Source organism: Streptomyces sp. NPDC056987 (assembly GCF_042673865.1).
Classification (GTDB): domain Bacteria; phylum Actinomycetota; class Actinomycetes; order Streptomycetales; family Streptomycetaceae; genus Streptomyces.
This window is the reverse complement of record NZ_JBHURV010000016.1, coordinates 38,605-65,152: the sequence shown is the minus strand read 5'-3', so window position 1 is coordinate 65,152 and position 26,548 is coordinate 38,605. Positions and strand designations below refer to the sequence as shown.

General features: G+C 72.0%; 18 protein-coding genes and 1 pseudogene. 16 read left to right on the top strand and 3 right to left on the bottom strand.

Annotated elements, in window-relative coordinates:
• The 11 genes from gatA to ACFTZC_RS19980 all read left to right on the top strand — a co-directional run bounded on the left by gatA (position 1) and on the right by ACFTZC_RS19980 (position 15,326).
• Entirely contained in the window at positions 1-1,509 is a 1,509-nt protein-coding gene (gene gatA / locus ACFTZC_RS20030; RefSeq protein ID WP_382891464.1) for an Asp-tRNA(Asn)/Glu-tRNA(Gln) amidotransferase subunit GatA, read from the top strand.
• Between the two features lie 8 nt (positions 1,510-1,517).
• The gene (locus tag ACFTZC_RS20025) at positions 1,518-1,748 is read left to right on the top strand and encodes a hypothetical protein (protein WP_382891625.1); all 231 of its coding nucleotides are present in this window, start codon (positions 1,518-1,520) and stop codon (positions 1,746-1,748) included.
• A gap of 271 nt (positions 1,749-2,019) precedes the next feature.
• Complete coding sequence (gatB, locus tag ACFTZC_RS20020) at positions 2,020-3,528, top strand: Asp-tRNA(Asn)/Glu-tRNA(Gln) amidotransferase subunit GatB (protein WP_382891462.1); 1,509 nt, start codon at positions 2,020-2,022, stop codon at positions 3,526-3,528.
• 266 nt (positions 3,529-3,794) lie between these two features.
• On the top strand, positions 3,795-5,051 hold the full coding sequence (locus ACFTZC_RS20015; protein ID WP_382891460.1) for an SLC13 family permease: 1,257 nt from the start codon (positions 3,795-3,797) through the stop codon (positions 5,049-5,051).
• A 5-nt stretch (positions 5,052-5,056) separates the two neighbouring features.
• Entirely contained in the window at positions 5,057-5,554 is a 498-nt protein-coding gene (locus ACFTZC_RS20010; protein ID WP_382891458.1) for a universal stress protein, read from the top strand.
• Positions 5,555-5,684: 130 nt separating this feature from the next.
• Positions 5,685-7,847, top strand: a complete 2,163-nt coding sequence (locus ACFTZC_RS20005) for a phosphocholine-specific phospholipase C (RefSeq protein ID WP_382891623.1) — start codon at positions 5,685-5,687, stop codon at positions 7,845-7,847.
• Positions 7,848-8,042: 195 nt separating this feature from the next.
• On the top strand, positions 8,043-10,265 hold the full coding sequence (locus ACFTZC_RS20000) for an MMPL family transporter (protein ID WP_382891456.1): 2,223 nt from the start codon (positions 8,043-8,045) through the stop codon (positions 10,263-10,265).
• A 77-nt stretch (positions 10,266-10,342) separates the two neighbouring features.
• Positions 10,343-10,903, top strand: a complete 561-nt coding sequence (locus ACFTZC_RS19995) for a GNAT family N-acetyltransferase (protein ID WP_382891455.1) — start codon at positions 10,343-10,345, stop codon at positions 10,901-10,903.
• Between the two features lie 173 nt (positions 10,904-11,076).
• Entirely contained in the window at positions 11,077-11,709 is a 633-nt protein-coding gene (locus tag ACFTZC_RS19990) for a hypothetical protein (protein WP_382891453.1), read from the top strand.
• Between the two features lie 226 nt (positions 11,710-11,935).
• Positions 11,936-12,103: a hypothetical protein gene (locus tag ACFTZC_RS19985; RefSeq protein WP_382891451.1), complete on the top strand. Its 168-nt coding sequence runs from the start codon at positions 11,936-11,938 to the stop codon at positions 12,101-12,103.
• 115 nt (positions 12,104-12,218) lie between these two features.
• Entirely contained in the window at positions 12,219-15,326 is a 3,108-nt protein-coding gene (locus tag ACFTZC_RS19980) for an AAA family ATPase (RefSeq protein ID WP_382891449.1), read from the top strand.
• Between the two features lie 87 nt (positions 15,327-15,413).
• Here ACFTZC_RS19980 and ACFTZC_RS19975 read toward each other — a convergent pair whose 3' ends face one another.
• The 3 genes from ACFTZC_RS19975 to ACFTZC_RS19965 all read right to left on the bottom strand — a co-directional run bounded on the left by ACFTZC_RS19975 (position 15,414) and on the right by ACFTZC_RS19965 (position 17,999).
• Positions 15,414-15,596 (bottom strand): DUF6191 domain-containing protein, encoded by a 183-nt coding sequence (locus ACFTZC_RS19975; RefSeq protein ID WP_382891621.1) that lies wholly within the window; start codon positions 15,594-15,596, stop codon positions 15,414-15,416.
• 53 nt (positions 15,597-15,649) lie between these two features.
• The gene (locus ACFTZC_RS19970) at positions 15,650-16,816 is read right to left on the bottom strand and encodes a PQQ-dependent sugar dehydrogenase (protein ID WP_382891448.1); all 1,167 of its coding nucleotides are present in this window, start codon (positions 16,814-16,816) and stop codon (positions 15,650-15,652) included.
• 166 nt (positions 16,817-16,982) lie between these two features.
• Complete coding sequence (locus ACFTZC_RS19965; RefSeq protein WP_382891446.1) at positions 16,983-17,999, bottom strand: aldo/keto reductase; 1,017 nt, start codon at positions 17,997-17,999, stop codon at positions 16,983-16,985.
• 194 nt (positions 18,000-18,193) lie between these two features.
• Between ACFTZC_RS19965 and ACFTZC_RS19960 the strand changes: the two genes are divergently transcribed.
• From ACFTZC_RS19960 to ilvC, 5 genes and pseudogenes are all read left to right on the top strand, one after another.
• Positions 18,194-19,177 carry a 2-hydroxyacid dehydrogenase gene (locus ACFTZC_RS19960; protein ID WP_382891444.1) on the top strand — a complete coding sequence of 328 codons (984 nt, stop codon included), beginning with the start codon at positions 18,194-18,196 and terminating at the stop codon, positions 19,175-19,177.
• A gap of 469 nt (positions 19,178-19,646) precedes the next feature.
• Complete coding sequence (locus tag ACFTZC_RS19955) at positions 19,647-22,511, top strand: putative bifunctional diguanylate cyclase/phosphodiesterase (RefSeq protein ID WP_382891619.1); 2,865 nt, start codon at positions 19,647-19,649, stop codon at positions 22,509-22,511.
• 210 nt (positions 22,512-22,721) lie between these two features.
• Positions 22,722-24,572 carry an acetolactate synthase large subunit gene (locus ACFTZC_RS19950; RefSeq protein ID WP_382891442.1) on the top strand — a complete coding sequence of 617 codons (1,851 nt, stop codon included), beginning with the start codon at positions 22,722-22,724 and terminating at the stop codon, positions 24,570-24,572.
• Between the two features lie 29 nt (positions 24,573-24,601).
• The gene (ilvN, locus tag ACFTZC_RS19945) at positions 24,602-25,126 is read left to right on the top strand and encodes an acetolactate synthase small subunit (RefSeq protein ID WP_329822124.1); all 525 of its coding nucleotides are present in this window, start codon (positions 24,602-24,604) and stop codon (positions 25,124-25,126) included.
• A 165-nt stretch (positions 25,127-25,291) separates the two neighbouring features.
• A pseudogene (gene ilvC / locus ACFTZC_RS19940) lies at positions 25,292-26,308 on the top strand (ketol-acid reductoisomerase); the annotation flags it as partial.
• Between the last annotated feature and the right edge of the window lie 240 nt (positions 26,309-26,548).

Sequence of the window (26,548 nt, the reverse complement as noted above, 5' to 3'; positions counted from 1 at the left end):
ATGACCGACACCGTCAAGACGGACATCATCAAGCTCACCGCCGCCGAGATCGCCGCGAGGATCGCCTCCGGTGACCTCACGGCCGTCGAGGTCACCGAGGCGCATCTGGCGCGCATCGAGGCCGTCGACGAGAAGGTGCACGCCTTCCTGTACGTCGACCGTGAGGGCGCGCTCGCGCAGGCCCGCGCCGTGGACGCGAAGCGGGCGGCGGGCGAGAAGCTCGGCCCGCTGGCCGGCGTCCCGCTCGCGCTGAAGGACATCTTCACCACCGAGGGCATCCCGACCACCGTCGGGTCCAAGATCCTCGAAGGCTGGCTCCCGCCGTACGACGCGACGCTCACCAAGAAGCTCAGGGCCGCCGACGTCGTCATCATCGGCAAGACCAACATGGACGAGTTCGCCATGGGGTCCTCGACGGAGAACAGCGCGTACGGCCCGACCGCCAACCCCTGGGACCTCACCAAGATCCCCGGCGGCTCCGGCGGCGGCTCGTCCGCCTCGCTCGCCTCGTACCAGGCGCCGCTGGCCATCGGCACGGACACCGGCGGCTCCATCCGCCAGCCCGCCGCCCTCACCGGCACCGTCGGCGTCAAGCCGACGTACGGCGCGGTCTCCCGGTACGGCATGGTCGCCTTCTCGTCCTCCCTCGACCAGGGCGGCCCGTGCGCCCGTACGGTGCTGGACACCGCGCTGCTGCACGAGGCCATCGCGGGCCACGACCCCCTCGACTCGACCTCCATCGACGCCCCGGTCCCGCCGGTCGTCGAGGCCGCCCGCAACGGCTCGGTGGCCGGGATGCGCGTCGGTGTCGTCCAGCAGTTCCGCGGCGACGGCTACCAGGCCGGGGTCCTCCAGCGCTTCGACGAGTCGGTCGAGCTGCTGCGCGAGCTGGGTGCCGAGATCGTCGAGCTGGACTGCCCGTCCTTCGACCTCAGCCTCGCCGCGTACTATCTGATCGCACCGTCCGAGTGCTCCTCGAACCTCGCGCGCTTCGACGCCATGCGCTACGGACTGCGCGTCGGCGACGACGGCACGCGCTCCGCCGAGGACGTCACCGCCCTCACCCGCGAGGCCGGCTTCGGCGACGAGGTCAAGCGCCGCGTCATCCTGGGGACGTACGCGCTCAGCTCCGGCTACTACGACGCGTACTACGGCTCCGCCCAGAAGGTCCGTACCCTCATCACCCGGGACTTCGAGAAGGCGTTCGAGCAGGTCGACGTGATCGTCTCCCCGACCTCGCCGACCACCGCCTTCGGCATCGGTGAGCGCACCGACGACCCGATGGCGATGTACCTCGCCGACCTGTGCACCATCCCCGTCAACATGGCGGGCAACGCGGCCATGTCGCTGCCCTGCGGCCTCGCGCCGGAGGACGGTCTCCCGGTCGGTCTCCAGATCGTCGCCCCCGCCATGAAGGACGACCGGCTCTACAAGGTCGGTGCCGCCGTCGAGGCGGCCTTCGTGGAAAAGTGGGGACACCCGTTGTTGGAGGAGGCACCGTCACTGTGAGCAGTGCAATGAGCAAGGCCAAGGGCTTCAAGAAGTCCAAGACCGGTACGTACCTGTCGATCGGCGGCTCCGTGTTCGGCGCGGTCAGTGCCGTGAAGCAGATCAAGACGGCCCGCAAGGAGCAGGACACGCTCAAGCTGATCGACGCGACGGTCTCCGCGGTGGCCGTCGTGACGACCCTGGCGCTCCTGTTCCGCGAGCTGAAGCGCCTGGGCGACGACGACATCCTGCTGGGCTGACCGGCCGCCGGGGGACCCGCCTTCGGTGGCGGGCTCCCCGGCACCGCGGCGCCCGTGCCGCCGGGGCCCCGGGTGATGACGGAGTCGGGGGTGCTCGCGGACCGGGCGGCGCCGACCCGGGTGCGGCCGGCCACCGGCCTGTCGGCGCACCCGCATCCGCGCCCCGCCGATGTGGAACCGACGAAGTGGATCTCTCCGTACTCGGAAAGCTGTCGTCCTACCAGCGCCGGCCGGCCGACACCGATGAAGCATTGATGAGGAAGAAGTACCTGTGACCGTCACTGAACTTGTGTCGTACGAGGACGCCCTCGCGGACTACGACCCCGTCATGGGCCTGGAGGTCCACGTCGAGCTCGGCACCAGGACCAAGATGTTCTGCGGCTGCTCGACCGAGCTGGGCGCCGCGCCCAACTCGCAGACCTGCCCGACCTGTCTGGGCATGCCGGGCTCGCTCCCGGTCGTCAACGCGATCGGCGTCGAGTCCGCCATCAAGATCGGCCTCGCCCTCAACTGCGAGATCGCCGAGTGGTGCCGCTTCGCCCGGAAGAACTACTTCTACCCGGACATGCCGAAGAACTTCCAGACCTCCCAGTACGACGAGCCGATCGCCTTCAACGGCCATCTGGACGTCCAGCTGGAGGACGGCGAGATCTTCCGCGTGGAGATCGAGCGCGCCCACATGGAGGAGGACACCGGCAAGTCGACGCACGTCGGCGGGGCCACGGGCCGGATCCACGGCGCGTCCCACTCCCTGCTCGACTACAACCGCGCCGGCATCCCGCTCATCGAGATCGTCACCAAGCCCATCGAGGGCGCCGGTGCGCGCGCCCCGGAGGTCGCCAAGGCGTACGTCGCCGAGCTGCGCGAGCTCATCAAGGCGCTAGGCGTCTCCGAGGCCCGGATGGAGATGGGCCAGATGCGGTGCGACGTGAACCTGTCCCTGCGCCCGAACGGCCGCGAGGAGTTCGGTACCCGCTCCGAGACCAAGAACGTCAACTCGCTGCGCAGCGTCGAGCGCGCCGCCCGCTTCGAGATCCAGCGCCACGCCGCGGTGCTGAACGGCGGCGGCACGATCCTCCAGGAGACCCGGCACTTCCACGAGGAGGACGGTTCCACCACCTCCGGCCGGATCAAGGACAACGCCGAGGACTACCGGTACTTCCCGGAGCCCGACCTCGTGCCCGTCGCCCCGGCGCGCGCCTGGGTGGAGGAGCTGCGCGCCACGCTGCCCGAGCCGCCGCGCGTACGCCGCAACCGGCTCCGCGAGGAGTGGGGCGTCACCGAGCACGACATGCAGTCGATCCTCAACGCGGGAGCGATCGAACCGATCGTCGCCACGATCGGTGTGGGCGCCCCGGCCGACCAGGCCCGCAAGTGGTGGATGGGCGAGCTGGCCCGGCACGCCAACGAGTCCGGCCGCGCGCTGGACGAGCTGCCCATCACCCCCGAGCAGGTCGCCCGCGTCGCCGCGCTCGTCGCGGCCGGCGACCTCAACGACAAGCTGGCCCGACAGGTGATCGAGGGCGTGCTCGCGGGCGAGGGCGACCCCGACACCGTCGTCGAGAAGCGCGGGCTCAAGGTCGTCTCCGACGACAGCGCGCTCGGCGCCGCCGTGGACGAGGCGATCGCGGCCAACGCGGCCGTCGCCGACAAGATCCGCGCCGGTAAGGTCGCGGCCGCGGGCGCGCTGGTCGGCGCGGTCATGAAGGCCACGCGCGGCCAGGCCGACGCGGCGCGCGTACGCGAGCTGATCCTTGAGCGGCTCGCCCCGAAGGAATAGACAAGCCACCAACAAGCACAGGCAAGTGCAGGCAAGCACGGACAAGCACTGACAGGCGCAGACAAGCACTGACAGGTACGGACAAGCGCTGACCGGCACAGACAGGCACCACCGGGAGAGGCCGCGCGTCGCGGGCCGAACCCGGCTCGTACACCACACGCCACTGGGGGCGGTGCACCGGCAACGGTGCGCCGCCCCCGTGGCTTCGCACCCCTCGGCTCCGGGCCCGTCCGAACCACCACGATCACGAGGCAGAGCAGATCCCAGTGAACACCGTCGCCGCCGAGATCGTCTCCGTCGCCCTGCTCCTCGCCGTCCTGGCGTTCGCCGTCGTCCGTCCGCGCGGTCTGCCCGAGGCCGTCGCCGCCGTCCCCGCGGCCCTGCTGCTCGTCGCCTTCGGCGCCGTCTCGCCGCAGGAGGCGTGGGAGCAGACGCACACCCTGCTGCCCGTGGTCGTCTTCCTCGCCGCCGTGCTCGTCCTCTCCCAGCTCTGCGACGAGGAGGGGCTGTTCACCGCCGCGGGCGATCTGGTGGCGCGCCTGTGCGGCGGCAGTCCGCGCAAGCTGCTCGGCGGGGTGTTCGCCGTCGCCGCCGCCATCACCGCCGTGCTCAGCCTCGACGCCACGGTCGTCCTGCTCACTCCGGTGGTCTTCGCGACCGCCGCACGGGTCGGCGCCCGGCCCCGGCCGCATGTCTACGCCTGTACGCACCTGGCGAACTCCGCCTCGCTGCTGCTGCCGGTCTCCAACCTCACCAATCTGCTGGCGTTCACCGCGAGCGGGCTCTCCTTCACCCGGTTCGCCGCGCTGATGGCCCTGCCGTGGCTGGCCGCGATCGCCGTCGAGTACGTCGTCTTCCGCCGCTTCTTCGCCGCCGACCTGGCCGCGGGGGCGCACACCCCGAGGACGGACGAGCGGCGCGACGTCCCGGTCTTCACCCTCGTCGTGCTGGGGCTGACGCTGGCCGGGTTCGCCGTCACGTCGTTCGCCGGGATCGAACCGCTGTGGGCGGCCGTCGCCGGTACGGCCGTACTCGCCGTCCGCGCCCTGCGGCAGCGGCGTACCACCCCCGCGAAGCTGGTCCGTGCCGCGTCCCCGCTGTTCTGCCTCTTCGTCCTCGCGCTCGGCGTCGTCGTCAAGGCGGTCGTCGACAACGGGCTCGACACCGGGATCAGCCGGCTGCTGCCCGGCGGCTCCTCCCTGCTGTCGCTGCTGGCCATCGCCGCGATCGCCGCCGTACTGGCCAACGCGATCAACAACCTCCCGGCCATCCTGGCCCTGCTGCCGGTCCTCGCGCCGGCCGGCCCGGGGCCCGTGCTCGCCGCCCTGATCGGGGTCAATCTGGGGCCGAACCTGACCTATGTCGGATCGCTCGCCACCCTGCTGTGGCGGCGCATCCTGCACGAGCACGACGCCGAACCCCGGCTCGGTCACTTCACCCGGCTCGGACTGCTGACCGTGCCTGCCACGCTGGCCGTCTCCACCGTGGCACTGTGGGGCACTCTGCGACTGATCGGAGGCTGACCGCTGTGCCGCACCCACCTGCCGCGACCGATCCGCCGGCGGACGCCGCGCGGCGGACCACGCTCGTCTGGATCACCGAATCCACCTGGCCCGCCTGCGTCGACGTGGCCCGCGACCGCGTCCCGCACGACGCCGTGGTGCTGCTCCACGTCAGCGACGACGAGGTCGCCGAGGCGGCCCACCGCGCCTATGCGGGGCTCCTCGGCCGGGGCCACCGCCCGGACCGCGACCCCGGCGCGCGGCTCGAAGCCCTCTCCGGCACGGCCGCGGCCGATCTGCTGGAAGCCGCCGCGCACCGGCTCGGCCGGCCCTGTGAGCTCCTGGAACACCACGGCCGGGTGGAGCACGAGGTGGTACGGGCGGCGGCCGGCGCGGATCTGCTGGTCTGCGCGCGCGACGGCGAACGCGACCACCCGGGACCGCACAGCCTCGGCCACGCCACCCGCTTCGTCGTCGACCACGCGACCTGCCCGGTCCTGCTGGTCTGGCCGTACGGGGCGTAGCGGCCCCGGCCCCCGGGGCAACGGCCCGGCGCCCCGGGGACGTTCACCTGGTGGACGCGCCGGGGTCTTCCCACTGCCATCCGCCCTCACTACCGTCCCGGACATGTCACCGGAGATGGAGCGCGGAACGATGTCGCGCAGAAGAGTCCTCGCCCTCGGCTCGGGCGCCGTCGGCGCCGCGGCCGCCGGGTCGGTGCTGCCGCCGTCCCTCCAGGCGGCGCTCGCCGCGGGACCCGCGCCCGGCGGGATGCGGGCGATCAAGCACGTGGTCGTGCTCATGCAGGAGAACCGGTCCTTCGACCACTACTTCGGCACCCTGCGCGGCGTACGGGGCTTCGGCGACCGCAACGCCGTCGAACTGCCCTCCGGGAACCCCGTGTTCGCCCAGCCGGGCCCGGAGTCCGGCACCGTACTGCCGTTCCCCGTACGGGACGCCGCCGCGACGCAGCGCAAGGACCTCCAGTACATCGGCGCCCTGGACCACTCCTGGGAGGGCGGCGCCGAGGCCTGGAACGACGGCTGGATGGACCGCTGGGTCTCCGCCAAGACCGCCGCCACCATGGCCTACTACGACCGGCGCGACATCCCGCTCCACTACGAGCTGGCGGACACGTTCACCATCTGCGACGCGTACCACTCCTCCGTCCACACCTCCACGAGCCCCAACCGCAACCACCTCTGGAGCGGCTGGACCGGCTACGAGGCCGACGGGCGGCGCGCCGTCGGCAACGACGCGTACGACGAGGCGGCCCACCCCGGCTACCCGTGGCCGACCTACGCCGAGCGGCTGGAGAAGGCGGGCCGGAGCTGGCGCACGTACACCGAGTGGGAGAACTTCACCGACAACAACATCGAGTTCTTCACCACGTTCAAGGACATAGCCCGCAAGGCGCTCACCCGGGCCCGCGCCCTGCCCGGACAGCCCGGCGCCGCCGGCTTCACCTACATGGAGGCGTTCTACGCCGCCGTACGCGACGCCGACGCCGCCGGTGACACGGCCGGGCGCACGCGGCTGCTCGCGGCCCTGGAGGAGGGCGTCGCCACGCTCACCGCCCGCGAGCGGTCGCTCTTCGAGCGCGGGCTGCGCCGGGTCGAGACCGGGACGCTCGCCGCGGCGTTCCGCGCCGACGTGGCGGCCGGGACCCTGCCCGAGGTGTCGTACCTGGTGCCCTCCGCGGTCGACTCCGAGCACCCCGGCTCCTCGTCGCCGGTCGCCAGCGCCTCCCTCGTCTACCAGGTGCTCGACGCGCTCGGCGCGCATCCGGACGTCTGGCGGCAGACCGTCGTACTGATCAACTACGACGAGAACGACGGCTTCTTCGACCACGTGCCGCCGCCCGTGCCGCCCGTCGACGACCCCGACGAGCGCTGGCAGGGCCGCCCCACCGGGCTCGGCATACGGGTCCCGCTGCTGGTCGTCTCGCCCTGGACCGTGGGCGGCTACGTCTGTTCGCAGGTCTTCGACCACACCTCCGTCATCCGCTTCCTGGAGCGGTGGACGGGCGTCGAGGAGCCCAACATCACCCCCTGGCGGCGCGCCGTCGCCGGCGATCTGACCTCCGCGTTCGACTTCCGGCGGGGCCGCGTGCTGCCCGAGGTGGAACAGCCGGGCGCGATCCCGCCGTTCACCGGCCGCTGGCACCCCGTACCCCCGGCCGAGCAGCGGATGCCCGTACAGGAGAAGGGCGCGCGCCCGGCCAGGCCGCTGCCGTACCAGCCGGACGCGCACGGGCGGGTGGCCGCGGACGGGCGGACGTTCACGGTCGCGCTGAGCAACACGGGCCCGGCCGGCGCCCACTTCGCGCTGTACCCGTACGCCGGTGAGTTCGCCGTTCCGCAGCACCGCGATGTAAGGGGCACGGCGCAATGGACGGTGCCCCTTACCGGCCGGAGCGGTACGGACCGCGACCTCTACCGTTTCACGATCACGGGTCCGAACGGCTTCCGCCGGGAGTTCTCCGGTGCGGTCGCCGGTGACGGGGCCGAGGTCGCCTCGTCCGTCGACCACCACGACCGCGATGTGCACCTCACCCTGACCAACCGGGGGACGCGTCCGGTCACCTTCACCGTGCGGCCCCTCGGGTATGTCGACGAGGCCGATCTGGACGGCTGGACGCGCCGGATCACGGTGAAGCCGGGGCGCAGCAGGCGCGTCGTGCACTCGGCGGCCGACGCGCACGGCTGGTACGACATCGAGGTCACCACCGAGGCCACCACTGACGGCGCGGGCGTTCCGTTCCGCCGCCGGCTCATGGGGCACATCGAGAACGGGCGGCCGAGCGTCGCCGGGTAGCCGGGTAGCCGGGTAGCCGGGTAGCCAGGTGGCCGGGTGAGCCACCTACTGTGAGTAACCCCACCAAGTGGACAAAGGATCACTAAGGATCAATTCCGGCTGCGATAGTGGCTCTCCGTAGGTCACGCGTTCTTTGCGGGCTCCCCCACGGGCCGTTCCCGGTAAAGATGCACGAACCACTCAGGGAGCAGTCCGTTGGCAGCCCTCGCGCGATGGTGCGTCACCCACCGGCTTCTCGCCGTCCTTTTCTGGCTGCTCGCGCTCGGCGGTACCGCGGCCGCCGCGGGGGTGACGGGGACCTCGTACTCCAACGACTACGAGGTCCCCGGCACCGAGTCCGGTCGGGCCACCCAGCTCCTGGGCACCGCCTTCCCGGGGCTCGGCGGCGACAGCGACACCATCGTCTGGCACACGGAACGCGGCTCCGTCCGCGACCCCGGCGTCGCACAGCGGACGGGGGAGATGCTCGGCGAGGTCGCCGGCCTGCCCGGCATATCCTCCGTCGTGAGCCCGTACACGGCCGAGGGCGCCGAGCAGATCAGCGCGGACGGCCGCACCGCCTACGCGCGGATCACCTTCGACCGGCAGGCCGACGACATCCCGCCGGCGCAGGCGCGCGCCCTGGTCGCCACCGCGACCTCGGTGGAGGAGACACCGCAGGCGGCACAGCGGGGCCTCACGGTCGAACTGGGCGGCAGCGCCGTGGCCCTCACCGAGACCACCACTACGCACATCGCCGAGATCGTCGGCGTCGCCGTGGCGGCCGTCGTGCTCTTCCTCGCCTTCGGCTCGCTCGCGGCGGGACTGCTCCCCATCGCGACCGCGCTCGTCTCCGTGGGCACCGCGTACGCGGGCATCGTGCTGCTCGGCCACGCGATGACGGTCGCCGACTTCGCGCCCATGCTCGGCCTGCTCATCGGGCTCGGCGTCGGCATCGACTACGCGCTGTTCATCGTCGTACGGCACCGCAAGGGCCTCCAGCGCGGACTGACCGTCCCCGAGGCCGCGGCGAACGCCGTCGCCACCACCGGCCGGGCCGTCGTCTTCGCCGGAGCCACCGTCTGCATCGCCCTGCTCGGCATGCTGATCCTGCGCCTCGGCTTCCTCAACGGGGTCGCGATCGCCGCCTCGCTGACGGTCGTCCTCACCGTCGCCGCCTCCGTGACCCTGCTGCCCGCCCTGCTCTCGTACACCGGCACGCGCGTGCTGAGCCGGCGCCGGCGCGCGCTGCTCGCCGCCCACGGCCCGCTGCCGGAACTCCCCAGCGGGTTCGCGGTCCGCTGGTCCCACTTCGTCGAACGCCACCCCAAGCTGCTGGGCGCCGTCGCGACCGTGGTGATGCTGGTCCTCGCGCTCCCCACCTTCGCGCTCCACCTCGGCACCTCCGACCAGGGCAACAACCCCGCCACGGCCACCACCCGCAAGGCGTACGACCTGCTCGCCGAAGGGTTCGGTCCCGGCGTCAACGGGCCGCTGACGCTGGTCGCGCGTGTGGACAGCGCCGCGGACCGGCTCGCCATGGACCAGCTCCCCGACGCGCTCCGTTCCACGGCAGGAGTCGCCTCGGTGGGGCCGGTCGTCTTCAACAGCGGCGGCGACGCCGCGCTGCTCACCGTCGTCCCCGAGTCGTCCCCGCAGTCGCACCGCACCAGTGAGCTGGTCGACCGGCTCCGTACGGACGTCCTGCCCGTGGCGGCGACGGGCACGTCCCTCGCGGTGTACGTCGGCGGCGTCACCGCGAGCTACGACGACTTCGCCGACATCATCATCGGCAAACTGCCCCTCTTCGTCGGTGTGGTCATCGCACTGGGCTGTCTGCTCCTGCTGCTGGCGTTCCGCTCCGTGGGCATCCCGCTCAAGGCCGCGCTGATGAACGTGGCCGCCGTCGCCTCGTCCTTCGGAGTCGTCGTCGCGATCTTCCAGTGGGGATGGGGGAGCGAACTGCTGGGGCTCGGCAGCGCGGGCCCCATCGAGCCCTTCCTGCCGGTGATCATGGTCTCGGTGCTCTTCGGACTCTCCATGGACTACCAGGTCTTCCTGGTCAGCCGGATGTACGAGGAGTGGCTGGAGACCGGTGACAACGCGCGCGCCGTGCGCGTGGGGCTCTCCGAGACCGGCCGCGTGATCAACTCGGCGGCGGTGATCATGATCGCGGTCTTCCTCGCCTTCGTGCTGAGCGGCGACCGCGTCATCGCCATGTTCGGCATCGCCCTGGCCACGGCGGTCGCGCTGGACGCCTTCGTGCTCCGGACCCTCCTCGTCCCCGCCCTGATGCATCTGCTCGGCGGCGCCAACTGGTGGCTGCCTCGGGCACTGGACCGCTGGCTCCCCCGCATCAGCATCGAGGCGCCGGAGCGCCGCGAACATGCGAAGATCCCCGTGCCGCGAGAGAGCGGGAACACGCCGCTCGTCCGGTGAACCACACCACAGGAGCCGCACAGGGGCGCGCGCCGACCACACAGGGGCGCGCGCACCGACCGCACAGGGGGATCATCATGTTCGCCGTACCACTGGGGGACGGGGCCGAACTGCGCCCGCTGGAGAGCTGGCAGGCCGAGGAGTTCCTGGCCCACATGGACCGCGCCAGGGACCTGGTCGACGAGCACATCCAGCTCGCCCGGGCCGTCACCGACCTGGAGTCCGCACGGGCGCTGCTCACCTCGTACGCGCAGAAGCAGGCGGCCGACACCGGACGCCTCTACGGAATCTGGCTCGGCCCCACGCTCGTCGGCGGCGTGCTCTTCCGTGTCTTCGACGCGGGCACGGGGAACTGCGAGGTCGGCTGCTGGCTGGAGCCCGCGGCGACGGGGCGCGGTCTGGTCACGCGCGCGGCCCGGGTCCTGATCGACTGGGCGGTCTGGGAGCGCGGGATGGAACGCGTCGAGTGGCTCGTCTCGTCGGAGAACGAGGCCAGTGTCCAAGTCGCCCGGCGGCTGGGGATGACCCGGGACGGAGTGCTGCGACGAAACTACCCGTACCGGGGCGTACGGCACGACACGGAGGTCTGGTCGGTCCTCGCCCCCGAGTGGCGCGCGCGGCCCCGTACGCCGCGCTGAGCCCGCCCGGCGACCGGCCGGGGTGAGTGGCCTGCCACCGTGCCCCACCGGTGTGCCCTACCGGTGTGCCCGAGCAGTGTGTCCGATCGAGAGATGATCACGATCGGGTGCGCTCAGGAGTGAATTCGCGCGTTCTCAGGAAGTTCTCATACCCGGCCCCTAGCGTGCGACGTATGAAGTCCACCCCCGAGACCCAGAACCCCGAGCCGGAGACGGCCGAGGCCCCCACGACCAAGGCGGCCGAGGCACAGGCCGACCTGAAGCCGGCCGCCACCACCGGTGCCGCGGACGCCGCCGACCCGGCGGAGCAGCCCAAGACGGACCTGAAGAAGGGCGACACCACCACGGACGACGCCCCGGCGGCTGACGCCGACGAGAACGACGAGAACGACGACGAACTCGACCTCCTCGACGAGGCTCCCGCCGCCGCGTCCGGTCTCGGCGCCGCCGCCGCGGCCGTCGTCGCCGTCTGCCTGGGCATCGTCGCCCTCACCGGCACCTGGACCAGCAGGGTCCTCGCGGAGCGCCAGGGCCTCGTAGGACAGCTCAAGACCGGCCAGTCCGCCACCGCCGAGCAGCAGATCTCCGCGATCTACGGCGACGCCTGGCACGTCACGGCCGCCGTCAACGGCGGGGTGGCGCTGGTCGCCCTGCTCCTCGGCGTGATCGTGCTGACGCTGCGCCAGCGCGACGGCTGGGTACGGCCCTTCGCGCTCGCCGGAGCCGTGCTCGGCTTCCTGGGGCTGCTCATGTCCATCGCCATGTACTTCGACCTGTTCGCGGCCCTGCCGACCACTGGCGCCTGAGCCGTCGTTTCCTCCTCCACCCCCCCACGACTGTCCGCCCCTTCACGGCCTAAGTCCCCGCGGCCCCGCCGCCAGGGCCTTAGGCCGTAGGTATGTCCGGCCCTGGTTTCTAAGGCCCCGGGGCCGCTCAAGATGCGGCACTCTCCCGATGCGGCCCCGCCCCCTGGGAGACGAAGGTAGAGGCATCACCAGATGCCCGACCGCCTTCGTTCCAGGGAGCCCCGGAATGTTCGAGTACGAACTCCAGAAGATCCACGCCGCCGAGCTGATCCGCAGGGCCGAGCACCAGCGGCTCGTCCGGGAGGCGGGCACGGCCCGCCGCCGGGCCCGGCGAACCGCCAGGAACGCCCCTGAGGGGCCGGTGAAACGTGGCCGGTTCGCCCGGGCCGCCTGAGCCCGGCCCCGGCCCGCCCCGCGGGCGGGCCTCCGACCCCGGCACGCTCCTGGCCGGGCCCCCCGGCCCCGCCGTCCGCCGAATAACAAGTGCCGCGTTGTCAGAGGGCTGTGCGATGCTCGGCGATGTGGAGACCAGGTCGCTCAGCCCGGTGTTCGTCGGCAGGTCGGCCGAGTTCACCGCGCTCACGTCAGCGCTCGCCCGCGCCACCGCGGGCGAGCCCCAAGCCGTGCTCGTCGGCGGTGAGGCGGGCGTCGGCAAGACCCGCCTCATCGAGGAGCTGCACCGGGCGGCCTGCGACGACAAGGCTGTCGTCGCGATCGGCGGATGCGTCGAGATCGGCGCGGACGGACTGCCGTTCGCGCCCTTCTCCACCGCCCTGCGCTCCCTGCGCCGCCGGCTCCCCGACGAGCTGCTGGCCGCGGCGGAGGGCCAGCAGGACGAGCTGGCCAGGATCCTGCCCGAACTCGGCCACTCCAGTCGGGACGCGCAGGGCGAGGACGGCACCGCCCGGCTCTTCGAGCTCACCGCCCGGCTGCTGGAGCGGCTGGCCGCCGACCGTACGATCGTGCTCATCCTGGAGGATCTCCACTGGGCGGACGCCTCCACCCGCCATCTCCTCGCCTATCTCTTCCGCTCCCTGCGCCGCGGCCGGCTCGTCGTCATCGGCACCTACCGAGCCGACGACCTGCACCGCCGCCATCCGCTCCGTCCGCTCCTCGCCGAGTTGGACCGGCTGCGCTCGGTCCGCCGTATCGAACTGCCCCGCTTCAACCGGGCCGAGGTGCGCAGCCAGCTCACCGGCATCCTCGCCGCCGAGCCGGGCCCGGACCTGCTGGAGCAGATCTTCGAACGCTCGGACGGGAACGCGTTCTTCGTGGAGGAGCTGGCCTGCTCCATCGGGACCGGCTGCGGCACCGGCCTCAGCGATTCGCTCCGCGATCTGCTGCTCGTCCGGGTCGAGACGCTGCCCGAGGACGCCCAGCGCGTCGCCAGGATCGTTGCCGAGGGCGGCACCACCGTCGAGTACCGGCTGCTGCTGGCCGTCGCCGGGCTCGCCGAGGACGAGCTGATCGAGGCGCTGCGGGCCGCCGTCGGCGCCAGCATCCTGCTGCCGACGCCGGACGGGGACGGATACCGCTTCCGCCACTCCCTCGTCCGCGAGGCCGTCAGCGACGACCTGCTGCCCGGCGAGCGCTCCCGGCTCAACCGGAGATACGCCGAGGTGCTGGAGGCCGACCCCTCCCTCGTCCGCGCCGACGAGCGCACCACGCGCCTCGCGAGCCACTGGTACCACGCACACCACCCGGCGAAGGCGCTGCCCGCCGTCCTCCTCGCCTCGGTGGAGGCCCGCGAGCGGTTCGCGCACTCCGAGCAACTGCGCCTGCTGGAGCGGGCCATGGAGCTGTGGGACGACGCCCCCCGGGCGGTACGGGCCACGCTGCGCCCGCCGGACGACATAGAGGTCTACCCGCCCTGCGGGGGAGCCTCCGAGTCGTCGCCCCTGCGCTATCTCGACCTGATGGCCGAGGCGACGGTCGCCGCGCGCTCCAGCGGCGAACGCGAACGCGCCCTGGCCATAGCCAAGAAGGCCATGCGCCTCCTGGAGGGCGAGTCGGAGGGGAAGGACCCGCTGCGCGCCGCCTGGTTCTGGATCCAGCGCTCCCGGCTCGTCCAGGACCTCACCCGCGGCGACGGCTGGCGCGAACTGGCCAACGCCCAGGAGCTGGTGCGCGGACTCCAGCCCTCCGCCGTGCACGCGGAAGTCCTCGCCAATGTCGCCTCCTGGGGCGCCCTGCACCGGCCGGGACCCGAGAGCCTGGCCGCCGCCGACCGGGCCGTGGAGTACGCCCGGCTGGTCGGTGCCGAACGCACCGAACTGCACGCCCGGCTCACCCGGGGCTGGCTCACCGCCGACGCCGGCGGCATCGAGGAGGGCATCGCCGAGATGTACGCGGTCCGCGACCGGGCCGCCGAGCTGGGCTCCGTCGCCATCCAGGGCCGCGCCGCCAACAACCTCCCGTCCACCCTGGAGAGCATGGGCCGCTCCGCGGAGGCGGTGAAGACCGCCCGGGAGGGCGTGGCCTTCAGCCACCAGCGCGGACTCACCGACACGGAGGCATGGGTCCGCACGAACCTGGCCCAGTCCCTCTTCTCGCTGGGCCGCTGGCCGGAGGCGGACACGGTCCTCGACGAGACCATGGAGCTGGCGCGCTCCAACAAGGCGCGCGCCCTGCTCGCCGTGCGCCGCGCTGAACTGGCCCTGGCCAGAGGGGACTTCGACGAGGCCGAGCGCCAGGTGGAGCTGAACCGCGGCTTCCTGGGCACGCATGACCTCCAGCCCCAGCACATCATCACCCCGGTCCGGCTGAAAATGGTCGCCCTGGCCCGGCGCGGGGCGCTGGCCGAGGCGCGCGCCGAGTTCGAGCGGATGGCCACGGGCGGCTTCCCGCTCGGCACCCACCGGTACGCACTGCCGCTGCTCTGTACGGCGGCGGCGATCGAGGCCGAGGCCCGCGGGCTGCCCGGCGCCGAGGCGGGCCGCGCGCAGGTGCTGGCGACGGTCCGCACCCACGCCAAGCGGCTCCCGACGCTGGTGCCCGTCTGGGCGGCGTACGGGCTCCTGCTGGAGGCCGAACTGGCGCGCGCGGAAGGCGGAAAAGGGCCCCGGCCGTGGGCGCGCGCGGTGGCGGCCCTCCACGACCTCGACCGCCCCTACGAACTGGCGCTCGCCCGGCTGCGCTGGGCGGCGGCCCTGCTCGACTCGGGGTGCGACCGCGCCGAGGCGGCGGCGCTGCTCGACCTGGCGCACGCCGCGGCCGGGCGCCTCGGGGCGCGCCCGCTGGCCGAGGAGATCACGCTCCTCGCGACCCGGGCCAGGATCACCCTGGGAGCCGGTCCCGCGCCCGGGGCGGGGCGCCGCCCGGGCGGCGCGTCGGACCGGCTCCGGGCACGGCGCGGCGGCGGCGCGAGCGGGCGCGGGGGCCCGGACACGGCGGTCGACCCGGTCCGCGAGCTCGGGCTCACCCGGCGGGAACAGGACGTGCTGCGGCTGGTCTCGGCGGGCCACAGCAACCGCAGGATCGCCGAGGAGCTGTACATCTCCCCGAAGACGGCCAGCGTCCACGTCTCCAACATCCTGGCCAAACTGGGGGTTTCGGGCCGCACGGAAGCCGCCGCGATCGCCCACCGGCTGCGCCTCTTCCCCGAGACCCCGGTCTGAGGGACCCCGGCCCGAGCGACCCCGGCCTGCGAGACACCGGTCTGCGAGACCCCCGGTTCGAGGAGGGCCTCCGCCCCCTGAAGGGCGCTATTCCGCGTCCGGTGGCGCGTCCGGTGGCGCGTCCGCCGTTCTTATCGTGACCTTTCCGGAGGCCAGGTCTATCGGCCCGCTGCCCGGGTCGTTGTCGTTGACATCCACCCGGCTCAGTTCCAGCCGCTTCTGCTCCTCGTTCGTGTGTTTGCGGCCCGGGGCGAAGAACTCCTCGATCATGTTGAACACAGAATGCCCACCCTCCTGAAACGCACTGCTCGCACCTCGCGGAGTTACGAAACCTCCAGCAGCAGGATCCGGTCGTCCCCGGACCGCGGTGTGCCCCGGTTGTCGGTCTCGCTGGTCACCAGCCACACCCGGTTCCCGCCGGCGGCCACCACCGTACGCAGACGGCCGTACTCCCCTTCGAGGAACGACTGGGGGTCGGCCGAGGATTCCCGGCCCGCCAGAGGAATCCGCCAGAGCCGCTCGCCGCGCAGCCCCGCCATCCAGATCGAGCCCTCCGCGTAGGCGATACCGCTGGGTGACGCCTCACTCGTCGCCCACTGCTCCACCGGGTCGACGTACCCCGCCTTCCCGGCCTTCCCCTCCGCGGTCGGCCAGCCGTAGTTCTTTCCCGGCTCGATGAGATTCAGCTCGTCCCAGGTGTTCTGCCCGAATTCCGCGGCCCACAGCCGCTTCTCGGAATCCCAGGCCAGGCCCTGCACATTGCGGTGCCCGAGCGAATAGACCAGCGAATCCGGCGCCGGATTACCGTGCACCGGCTGGCCGTCCGGCGTCATCCGCAGAATCTTTCCGGCCAGCGATTCCCGGTCCTGGGCGAGCCCGGTGTCCCCGGTCTCGCCGGTGCCCGCGTAGAGCATCTTGTCCGGTCCGAAGGCGATCCGGCCGCCGTTGTGGATGGTGCCCTTGGGAATGCCCCGCAGCACGGTGTCGGGGGCGCCCAACTGCTGCCCGGCGGGCTTCTTCGTGTCGTGGAACATCCGCGCGATGCGGTTGTCCCCCGCGGTGGTGAAGTAGGCGTAGATCAATTGGTCCGACGCGTACGCGGGGGAGACCGCGATCCCCAGCAGACCGCCCTCCCCGGCCGGGGCGACCCCCGGCACCGAGCCCATCACGGTCTTCCCGCCCGTCTCGGCGTCGACCCGTGTGATCGTCCCCTCGTCGCGTGAGGAGACCAGCAGATCGCCGTCCGGCAGCGCCGCGAGCCCCCAGGGCGACGCGAGCCCCTCGGTGACCGTCGACACCACCTTCACCGAGCCCTTCGCGGGGGCGGCGGACGGCGTGGCCGCCGCCTCCCGCGACGCCGACGCCGACGCCGTCGACTCCGAGGAGGGGGTCCGCTCGAAGGCCGGGCCCACCCCCTCGTCGGAGGAGCACCCCGTCGCCAGGAGAAGGGCGGCGGCGGCCCCCACGGCCGTCCCTGCTGAACGCTTCACGGTCCCGGTCCCTTCGACGGCTGCGGCTCTACCTGTTCTTACACCGCGAGCCCCCGCGAAGGTTCCCCAACCCGTGGACCAATGTCGCCGGTCCGGGGCCGGCCAAGGGCCCGCGGAGACTCCCGCGCGGCCCAGCGCGGCCCGTCCGGCCTCCGGCCCCGGCCCGTCACTCCCAGGACGCCCGCACCGGCGGCAGCGCCGCTATCTCGGCCACGTCCCGCTCCGTCAGGGTCAGTTCCGCCGCCCGCGCGTTCTCCACCGCCCACGGCTCCCGCTTCGTCCCCGGCACCGGCACCACGTGCCGCCCCCGCCCCAGCACCCACGCCAGCGCCACCTGCGCGGGCGTCGCCCCGTACCGCCGGGCCACCCGCCGCAGCCCCACCACCAGTGGCTGGTTCGCGGCCATCATCTCCGCCGTGAACCGCGGATGCCGGGCCCGCACGTCGTCCGGCTCGAACCCCTGCCCAGGGGTGAGCGTGCCCGTCAGGAAACCGTTGCCGAGCGGCATCGCCGCCAGGAAGCCGATGCCGCGCGCCTCGCACCACGGCAGCAGCCGCTCCAGCGCCTCCGGCGACCACACCGACAGCTCCGCCTCCACCGCGCTCACCGGGAACACCTGCTGCACGCGCTCCAGCTGCCGGATCGTCGCCGCGTGCAGATCCTCGCCGGGCCCCCGGCGCGGCGTCCGCGCCCCCGCCCCGGCCGCCCGCGCGCCCACCGCGCACAGCCCCAGCGCCCGTACCTTCCCCGCGCCCACCAGCTCCGCCATCGCCCCCCACGTCTCCTCGACGGGTATCTCGGGATCGGCGCGGTGCAGCTGGTAGAGATCGATCACATCGGTCTGGAGCCGCCGCAGCGAGGCGTCACAGGCCCGCCGCACATACTTCGGGTGGCCGTTGGCGACGATGTGCTGATCGCCCACGAGCAGCCCGCACTTGGTGGAGACGAAGGCCTCCGCGCGGCGCCGCCCGAGCACCCGTCCCAGCAGCAGCTCATTGGTGAACGGGCCGTACATGTCGGCGGTGTCGAGCAGGGTCGTACCGGCGTCCAGCGCCGCGTGCACCGTGCGCAGCGAGCGGTATCCGTACTGCTGGGAGGTGGTGTAGGCCCAGTGCATCGGCATGCAGCCGAGCCCGACCGCGCCCACTTCGAGCGACGCCGCACCGATTGTCCTGCGCTCCAACGCCGTACCCCTCCCTCGTGCCGCCCTCAAACTAACCGCATCCACCTGCGGATCCCGCCTTCGGGACCCACCGGCGACCCCCTCGATGATCTTCCCTCGGACCCCTCGGCGGAGTCACCGCAGGACCCGGTGACGGACGCGCCGCCGTACCGGGCGCCGGGGCCGCCGGCGGTGCGTCGCATAGCCTCCTGACCATGACTCCTGACGTATGGCTACCGATTCCGGCCGCTGAGATCGAAGGACTGCCCGAGGGACCGCGGTACGTGCAGTGGGACGGGGAGGACGAGTTCCCCGCCGATCCCGCCGACTGCGCCTTCTACGTCGTGCCGTACATGCGGCCCCCGGAGACCGTCATACGGCCGCTCGCCGCCATGACGTCCGTACGCGTCGTCCAGACGCTCTCCGCCGGCACCGACAACGTGGCGCCCGCACTCGGCGTGCTGCCCGCCGGAGTCAGACTGTGCAACGCCAAGGGGGTCCACGAGGCCAGTACGGCCGAACTCGCCCTCACCCTCACGCTCGCCTCCCTGCGCGGCGTTCCGGGCTACGTACGGGGCCAGGACCGCGAGGAGTGGCGCGCCGGCTTCCGCCCGGCGCTCGCCGACCGGTCCGTGCTGATCGTGGGCTACGGCTCGATCGGCGCCGCCATCGAGGACCGGCTCACTCCGTTCGAGTGCGCGCGGGTGATACGCGTCGCGCGCTCCGCACGCACCACGGAGCGCGGGCAGGTGCACGCGTTCACCGAACTGCCCGCGCTGCTGCCCGAGGCCGATGTGGTGATTCTCTCCACACCGCTCACCGAGGGGACGAAGGGCCTGGTGGGAGCGGAGTTCCTGGCCCGGATGAAGGACGGCGCCCTGCTGGTGAACGTCGCGCGCGGTGCCGTCGTCGACACCAAGGCGCTCCTCGCGGAGCTGGAGAGTGGCCGGATCGAAGCCGCCCTCGACGTGACAGATCCGGAACCGCTGCCCGCGGGACATCCGCTCTGGCATGCTCCGGGTGTCCTCATCAGCCCCCACGTCGGCGGACCCACCTCGGCCTTCCTGCCGCGCGCCAAGCGCCTGCTGGCCGGCCAGCTCACCCGGTTCGCCGCCGGGGACGAACCGCGGAACGTCGTCCTCACGACCGAAGGGCCGACCGGATCGACGGAAGGACCGACCGGATCATCCGCCGCCTGACCACCCGCCGCCGGCCTCACCGCTGGCCTCACCGCCCGCCCCGCCGTCTGCTCCGTCGTCCGGAGCGTGGCCTGCCGCCCCGTCCCGAGCGCCGTCCGGATCCCGCCGCGGACGCGTCCGCGGCGGGCCCGTGCGCCACGGGGCGCGCCGTCGCGCGAGCGGCTCGCAGCCACGCTCCGCACCCGTCCGGGCACCCTCGATACCGACAACTCCGCTGGTCGTCACGGAGAGTAGAAGAACTATGGCCCTGAGTGACGAGTCTGGTGTATCGTCCCGATCTGGGGGTTGCGCCGCGCGTGGGGCGGCGCAGCGGAGTGATCGAAATCCGAGGGGGGCGACGGGCGATGTACGGCCAATGGACGAACGATCCGACGCGGCAGGGGCGTCGGCGGCGACCTCCGGACACCCCGGCGCGCGATCCGCGCCCGTCGGCGGTGCCGGTGACGGAGACGTCTTCCGGAGCGGTCCGGTGAGCGCCGAGGGCGTGCTCGTGCGCGGGCGCCAGGTCTCCGGCGGAGGGACGGGGCTGGTCGCCCAGCTCCTCCTCGCCCTGATCTGCGGCGGATACGCGACCGGTGCGGCGGTGGGCTGGGGATCGGAGAAACTCGCCCTGTTCATGGGCGACTTCGGACTGAGTTTCGCCGCCCTGATCGCCGCGGTCTCCTGCTTCTTCTACGCACGCGGCCACACCAGCCGCTTCCGGCCCGCGTGGCTGCTGTTCTCCTTCTCCTCCGCGATGGCCTCGGCGGGCAACGCGGTCTGGGGGTGGTACGAGGTCATCCTCGAAGAGCCCGTCCCCAGCCCCAGCCTCGCCGATCTCTTCTTCCTCTGCTTCGCGCCACCCGCCATCGTCGGTCTGCTCGTCCTCGCCAAACGGCCGGTCAGCAGGGCCGGCTGGGTCTGCCTCGCGCTGGACGCCTGGCTGATCGGCGGCTCGCTGCTCACGCTCTCCTGGAGTCTCGCCCTCGCCCGGACCGCGCAGTTCCAGGGCGAGAGCGTCACCCAGGCGGCGCTCTCCCTGGCCTACCCGCTGCTGGACATCGTCCTCGTCAGCATGGTGCTGGCCCTGCACTTCCGTAAGGCCGCGGGCAGCCGCTCCGCGGTCAACACCGCGATCGCCGCGCTCGCCCTGACGGTGCTGTGCGACGCCCTGTTCACCTCGCCGCTGCTGCGCGAGACCTACCGCTCGGGACAGCTCCTGGACGCGGGCTGGTTCGCCGGGTCGCTGCTCCTCGCGTACGCGCCCTGGGGCGTCCGGCGCGTCCCCGAGGCCCCGGCCCAGTCCCGGGAGGACCGCCAGGTCCGGCCGGCCGCGCCGATCGCGGGCTCCCTGGCCGCGCTCACGCCGTATCTCGCCGCCGCCGTCTGCACGCTGGGGATCCTGTACAACGTCACGGAGGGCCGCAAGGTCGACCGGGTGGTGGTCCTCACCGGCTGCACGGTCGTGCTCGCCTTGGTCGTGCGGCAGGGCATCATGCTCGTCGACAACATCGCCCTCACCCATGAGCTGGCCCACAAGGAGAGCCACTTCCGCTCCCTGGTCCAGGGGTCCAGCGACGTCATCATGATCGCCGCGCCCTCCGGGATACTCCGCTACGTCAGCCCCGCCGCCACCGGCGTCTACGGGCGCGAGGCCGAGGATCTCGTCGGCGCCGAACTCGCCTCGATCATCCACCCCGACGACCTCGGCCGGGTCGTCCACGAAGTGCGCCGCTTCCTGGCCGCCCCACCCGCCGACGAGCCCACCACCCGCATCGAGTGCCGCTTCCGCTCCGGGGCCGGCGACTGGCTCAACGTGGAGTCCACGGTCAACCGCCACCAGGGCGGGCTGATCTTCAACAGCCGGGACGTCACCGAACGGGTCCGCCTCCAGGCACAGCTCCAGCACAACGCCGAACACGACCCGCTCACCGATCTGCCCAACCGGGCGCTCTTCACGCAGCGGGTCAGGCAGGCCCTCTCCGGCCGCCGTACGACCGATCCCGGCACGGCGGTGCTCTTCATCGACCTCGACGGTTTCAAGGGCGTCAACGACCGCCTGGGGCATCAGGTGGGGGACGAACTCCTGATCCTCGCCGCCCACCGGCTCCAGGACTCCGTCCGCGCGGGCGACACCGCGGCCCGGCTCGGCGGCGACGAGTTCGCCGCCATCGTCCTCGGCGACGGCTCCGGCGACCAGACGGCCCGGGAGTACCAGGTCCACGAGATCGCCGACCGGCTGCGCCTCCGGCTCTCCCAGCCGTACAAGATCGACGGCAACGACGTCCGCGTCGCCGCCTCCATCGGCGTCGCCTTCGCCGAGCCCGGCATAACCCCCACCGACCTCATGCGCAACGCGGACCTCGCCATGTACCGCGCCAAGGCGGGCGGCAAGAACCGTGTCGAGATGTACGCGCCCCAGATGCAGGCCGACGTGGTCCGCAGGGCCGAGCTGGCGGCCAGACTCCGCACCGCGCTGCACGACGGCGAGTTCGCCCTGGTCCACCAGCCCGTGGTGCATCTCACCTCGGGCCGGGTCTCCGCCGTCGCCGCCCAGGCCCGCTGGCGCTCCGCCCAGGGCATCCTCTTCACCCCGGCCGAGTTCCTGCGCGGCGCCGACGACGGCGACCGCACCTCGGAGCTGGGCCGCTGGCTCCTCGAAGAGGCCGTCAAGCAGGCCGCCGAGCGCTCCGACATGGGGTACTCCGCGCCCGTCTCCGTACGGATCCCCGCCCGCAGGCTCCTCGACAAGTCCCTGCCGCTCGGCACCGTGGAAGCCCTGCTGATGCGCCACGGGCTGCCCTCCGGGGCCCTGATGATCGAGCTGTCCGACCACGACCCGCGGGCCTCCCTGGACGATCTGGAGCGCCGCCTCGTCGCGCTGCGCCGCCTCGGCGTGCGGATCGCGCTCGACGGCTTCGGCAGCGGCTACGCGGCGATAAACGCCCTGCGCCGCCTCCCCGTCGACGTGCTGAAACTCGACCGCGGCCTGGTCGAGGGCGTCGTGGAGTCCGGCCGGCTGCACAAGATCACTGCGGGGCTGCTGAGGATCGCCTGCGACCTGGGCCTGCAGTCCGTCGCCGAGGGCGTCGACCTCCCCGAGCAGGTGACCGCCCTGCGCGCCATGGGATGCACCCACGGCCAGGGCATGGCCTTCTCCGGGCCGCTCGACGAGTACCGGCTGCGCCGGGCCCTGGTGGCCGGTTCGTACCCCATGCCGGGCACCAACGCCCTGCCCGTCCTCGCCGGCACCGGCGGCCCCGGGGCCGTACGCCACTCCCGCCAGCCCGTCTCCGACCGGATTCCCCAGCCGTCGATCCGCTCAAATACTGAGACTCCCGTCCCACCCACTTGACAGCCGGGGCGCGCCGGAGGGAGGGTCATTTCCATGCGCACCCGAATTCTCGTACTTGGACAGCGCGTCGGCTGACGCAGAGCCCCCTTCCCGCTCTGCAGACCGCACCCGACGCGCTCCCCTCGCCTGCCTCACGGCACGAGGGGTTTTTTGTTGCACCGGCGCACCACAAAACTCGCAAAAACCCTCAGCTTCGAGAAGAGAATGCCGATGACCGAGCAGGCCACCGGGGCCCACCATCCGCAGCCGCGGGCCCGTAACGGCGGACCGTCCTCCGCCTCAGTCGAGCACGTCACGGGCGCGCAGTCGCTCATCCGCTCTCTTGAAGAGGTGGGCGCCGAGGTCGTATTCGGCATCCCCGGCGGCGCCATCCTCCCGGCGTACGACCCGATGATGGACTCCACCCGCGTCCGGCACGTCCTCGTCCGCCACGAGCAGGGCGCCGGCCACGCCGCGACCGGCTACGCCCAGGCCACCGGCAAGGTCGGCGTCTGCATGGCCACCTCGGGCCCCGGCGCCACCAACCTGGTCACCCCGATCGCCGACGCGCACATGGACTCCGTGCCGCTCGTCGCGATCACCGGCCAGGTCGCGAGCAAGGCCATCGGGACGGACGCCTTCCAGGAGGCGGACATCTGCGGCATCACGATGCCGATCACCAAGCACAACTTCCTCGTCACCAAGGCCGAGGACATCCCGCGGACCATCGCGGAGGCGTTCCACATCGCCTCCACGGGCCGGCCGGGCCCGGTCCTCGTCGACATCGCCAAGGACGCCCTCCAGGCCCGTACGTCCTTCTCCTGGCCGCCCGTCCAGGACCTGCCCGGCTACCGCCCGGTGACCAAGCCGCACGCCAAGCAGATCCGCGAGGCTGCCCGGCTGATCACCCAGGCCGAGCGCCCCGTCCTGTACGTCGGCGGCGGCGTCATCAAGGCCGGCGCCACCGCCGAGCTGAAGGTCCTCGCCGAGCTGACCGGTGCCCCCGTCACCACCACCCTGATGGCGCTGGGCGCCTTCCCCGACAGCCACCCGCTGCACGTGGGGATGCCGGGCATGCACGGTTCGGTCACCGCCGTCACCGCGCTCCAGAAGGCCGACCTGATCGTCGCCCTCGGCGCCCGCTTCGACGACCGCGTCACCGGGAAACTGGACAGCTTCGCGCCGTACGCCAAGATCGTCCACGCGGACATCGACCCCGCCGAGATCGGCAAGAACCGGATCGCGGACGTGCCGATCGTCGGGGACGCCCGCGAGGTCCTCGCCGACCTCGTCCAGGCCGTCCAGGCGGAGCACACGGAAGGCCACGTCGGCGACTATGCGGCGTGGTGGCGCGATCTCAACCGGTGGCGCGAGACCTACCCCCTCGGCTACGAGCAGCCCGGGGGCGGCGCCCTCTCGCCGCAGCAGGTCATCCAGCGCGTCGGGCAGCTGGCCCCCGAGGACACGATCTTCGTCGCGGGCGTCGGCCAGCACCAGATGTGGGCCGCGCAATTCATCGAGTACGAGAAGCCCGCCACCTGGCTGAACTCCGGCGGCGCCGGGACCATGGGGTACGCCGTCCCGGCGGCCATGGGCGCCAAGGCCGGGCAGCCGGACCGTGCCGTCTGGGCGATCGACGGCGACGGCTGCTTCCAGATGACCAACCAGGAACTCACCACCTGCGCGCTCAACAACATCCCGATCAAGGTCGCGATCATCAACAACGGGGCGCTCGGGATGGTCCGCCAGTGGCAGGCCCTCTTCTACAACCAGCGCTACTCCAACACCGTCCTGCACGCGGGCGAGGGCGGCACGGACGGCCCGAGCGGCGGCACCCGCGTCCCGGACTTCGTCAAGCTGTCCGAGGCCATGGGCTGTGTCGCCCTGCGCTGCGAGTCCCCGGACGATCTCGACGCGGTCATCGCCAAGGCCAACGCCATCAACGACCGCCCCGTCGTGGTCGACTTCATCGTCCACGAGGACGCCCAGGTGTGGCCGATGGTCGCCGCCGGCACCTCGAACGACGAGGTCATGGCCGCCCGGGGCATCCGCCCCGACTTCGGCGACAGCGCCGACGACTGAGCCGCGAGAACGAGAGAAGAGACCGACACATGACCAGGCACACGCTCTCCGTTCTGGTGGAGAACACCCCCGGTATCCTCGCCCGGATCGCCGCGCTGTTCTCCCGCCGCGGTTTCAACATCGACTCGCTCGCCGTCGGTGTCACGGAACACCCCGACATCTCCCGCATCACCATCGTGGTCAATGTCGAGGAACTGCCCCTGGAGCAGGTGACGAAGCAGCTCAACAAGCTGGTGAACGTCCTGAAGATCGTCGAACTCGAGCCCGGCGCTGCGATCCAGCGCGAGCTCGTCCTGGTGAAGGTCCGCGCCGACAACGAGACCCGCTCCCAGATCGTCGAGATCGTCCAGCTCTTCCGCGCCAAGACCGTCGACGTGTCACCCGACGCCGTCACGATCGAGGCCACCGGATCGAGTGACAAGCTCGACGCCATGCTCAAGATGCTGGAGCAGTTCGGCGTCAAGGAGCTGGTGCAGTCCGGGACGATCGCCATAGGGCGTGGCGCGCGGTCCATCACGGACCGCAGCCTGCGGGCCCTGGACCGCAGCGCCTAGGGCTTTTCGTCCGGGCCTCCCACGCCCCGAGGGTCCGCCCTCCGGCACGGGAGGTCCCGGACAGGACCCCGACCGGTCCGGTTCGCATGCCGAGACCGGGAGACCGGCTTCGCCCCGCCGCCGTACGGTGGGACGCAAGCTTCGACATTTCACAGAAGTGCACACCAAGGAGAAGACCCAGTGGCCGAGCTGTTCTACGACGACGATGCCGACCTGTCCATCATCCAGAACCGCAAGGTCGCGGTCATCGGTTACGGCAGCCAGGGCCACGCCCACGCGCTGTCGCTCCGTGACTCGGGTGTCGATGTCCGGGTCGGCCTGCACGAGGGCTCCAAGTCCAAGGCCAAGGCCGAGGAGCAGGGCCTGCGCGTGGTGACGCCCGCCGAGGCCGCCGCCGAGGCCGACGTCATCATGATCCTGGTGCCGGACCCGATCCAGGGCCAGGTGTACGAGGAGTCCATCAAGGACCACCTGAAGGACGGCGACGCGCTGTTCTTCGGCCACGGCCTCAACATCCGCTACGGCTTCATCAAGCCGCCGGCCAATGTCGATGTCGCGATGGTCGCCCCCAAGGGCCCGGGCCACCTGGTCCGCCGCCAGTACGAGGAGGGCCGCGGCGTCCCCTGCATCGCCGCCGTCGAGCAGGACTTCTCCGGCGCGGCGTTCGCGCTGGCCCTGTCGTACGCGAAGGGCATCGGCGGCACCCGCGCCGGCGTCATCAAGACGACCTTCACCGAGGAGACCGAGACCGACCTGTTCGGTGAGCAGGCCGTGCTCTGCGGCGGCACCGCCGCGCTGGTCAAGGCGGGCTTCGAGACGCTGACCGAGGCCGGCTACCAGCCGGAGATCGCGTACTTCGAGTGCCTCCACGAGCTGAAGCTGATCGTGGACCTCATGTACGAGGGCGGCCTGGAGAAGATGCGCTGGTCGGTCTCCGAGACCGCCGAGTGGGGCGACTACGTCAGCGGCCCGCGCGTCATCACCGACCAGACCAAGGTCGAGATGAAGAAGATCCTGGCCGAGATCCAGGACGGTACGTTCGCCAAGAACTGGATGGACGAGTACCACGGCGGTCTGAAGAAGTACAACGAGTACAAGAAGGCCGACAGCGACAGCCTGCTGGCCACGACCGGCGCCGAGCTCCGCAAGCTCATGAGCTGGGTCGACGACGAGGACGCGTAACACCGTGCGCGGGCGGCCCCGGGGCGGTTCCTGATCTCCGGTACGACCGGGGAGCAAGGGGCCGGACCGGGGCCGCCCGCGCACCGGCGACGCACGGACGCTGCCGCCGGGCCGCACGTACGAGTGATCCTGTCGCGGGGGCGGAACAGCAGCCGTCGGCAGCATTACACTGCTCAACACATACGCGTCAGGCCCACAGCGTCGTGCGTCTTTCACGCGGTTAGGGCGCGCTCCGCCCTA

Bases quoted from the DNA above. Each gene is read 5' to 3' on its own strand.
- gatA (WP_382891464.1), top strand. From the start codon at position 1: ATGACCGACACCGTCAAGACGGACATCATCAAGCTCACCGCCGCCGAG.
- ACFTZC_RS20025 (WP_382891625.1), top strand. From the start codon at position 1,518: ATGAGCAAGGCCAAGGGCTTCAAGAAGTCCAAGACCGGTACGTACCTG.
- ACFTZC_RS20005 (WP_382891623.1), top strand. From the start codon at position 5,685: ATGTCGCGCAGAAGAGTCCTCGCCCTCGGCTCGGGCGCCGTCGGCGCC.
- ACFTZC_RS19995 (WP_382891455.1), top strand. From the start codon at position 10,343: ATGTTCGCCGTACCACTGGGGGACGGGGCCGAACTGCGCCCGCTGGAG.
- ACFTZC_RS19990 (WP_382891453.1), top strand. From the start codon at position 11,077: ATGAAGTCCACCCCCGAGACCCAGAACCCCGAGCCGGAGACGGCCGAG.
- ACFTZC_RS19985 (WP_382891451.1), top strand. From the start codon at position 11,936: ATGTTCGAGTACGAACTCCAGAAGATCCACGCCGCCGAGCTGATCCGC.
- ACFTZC_RS19980 (WP_382891449.1), top strand. From the start codon at position 12,219: ATGCTCGGCGATGTGGAGACCAGGTCGCTCAGCCCGGTGTTCGTCGGC.
- ACFTZC_RS19975 (WP_382891621.1), bottom strand. From the start codon at position 15,596: ATGATCGAGGAGTTCTTCGCCCCGGGCCGCAAACACACGAACGAGGAG.
- ACFTZC_RS19960 (WP_382891444.1), top strand. From the start codon at position 18,194: ATGACTCCTGACGTATGGCTACCGATTCCGGCCGCTGAGATCGAAGGA.
- ACFTZC_RS19950 (WP_382891442.1), top strand. From the start codon at position 22,722: ATGACCGAGCAGGCCACCGGGGCCCACCATCCGCAGCCGCGGGCCCGT.
- ilvN (WP_329822124.1), top strand. From the start codon at position 24,602: ATGACCAGGCACACGCTCTCCGTTCTGGTGGAGAACACCCCCGGTATC.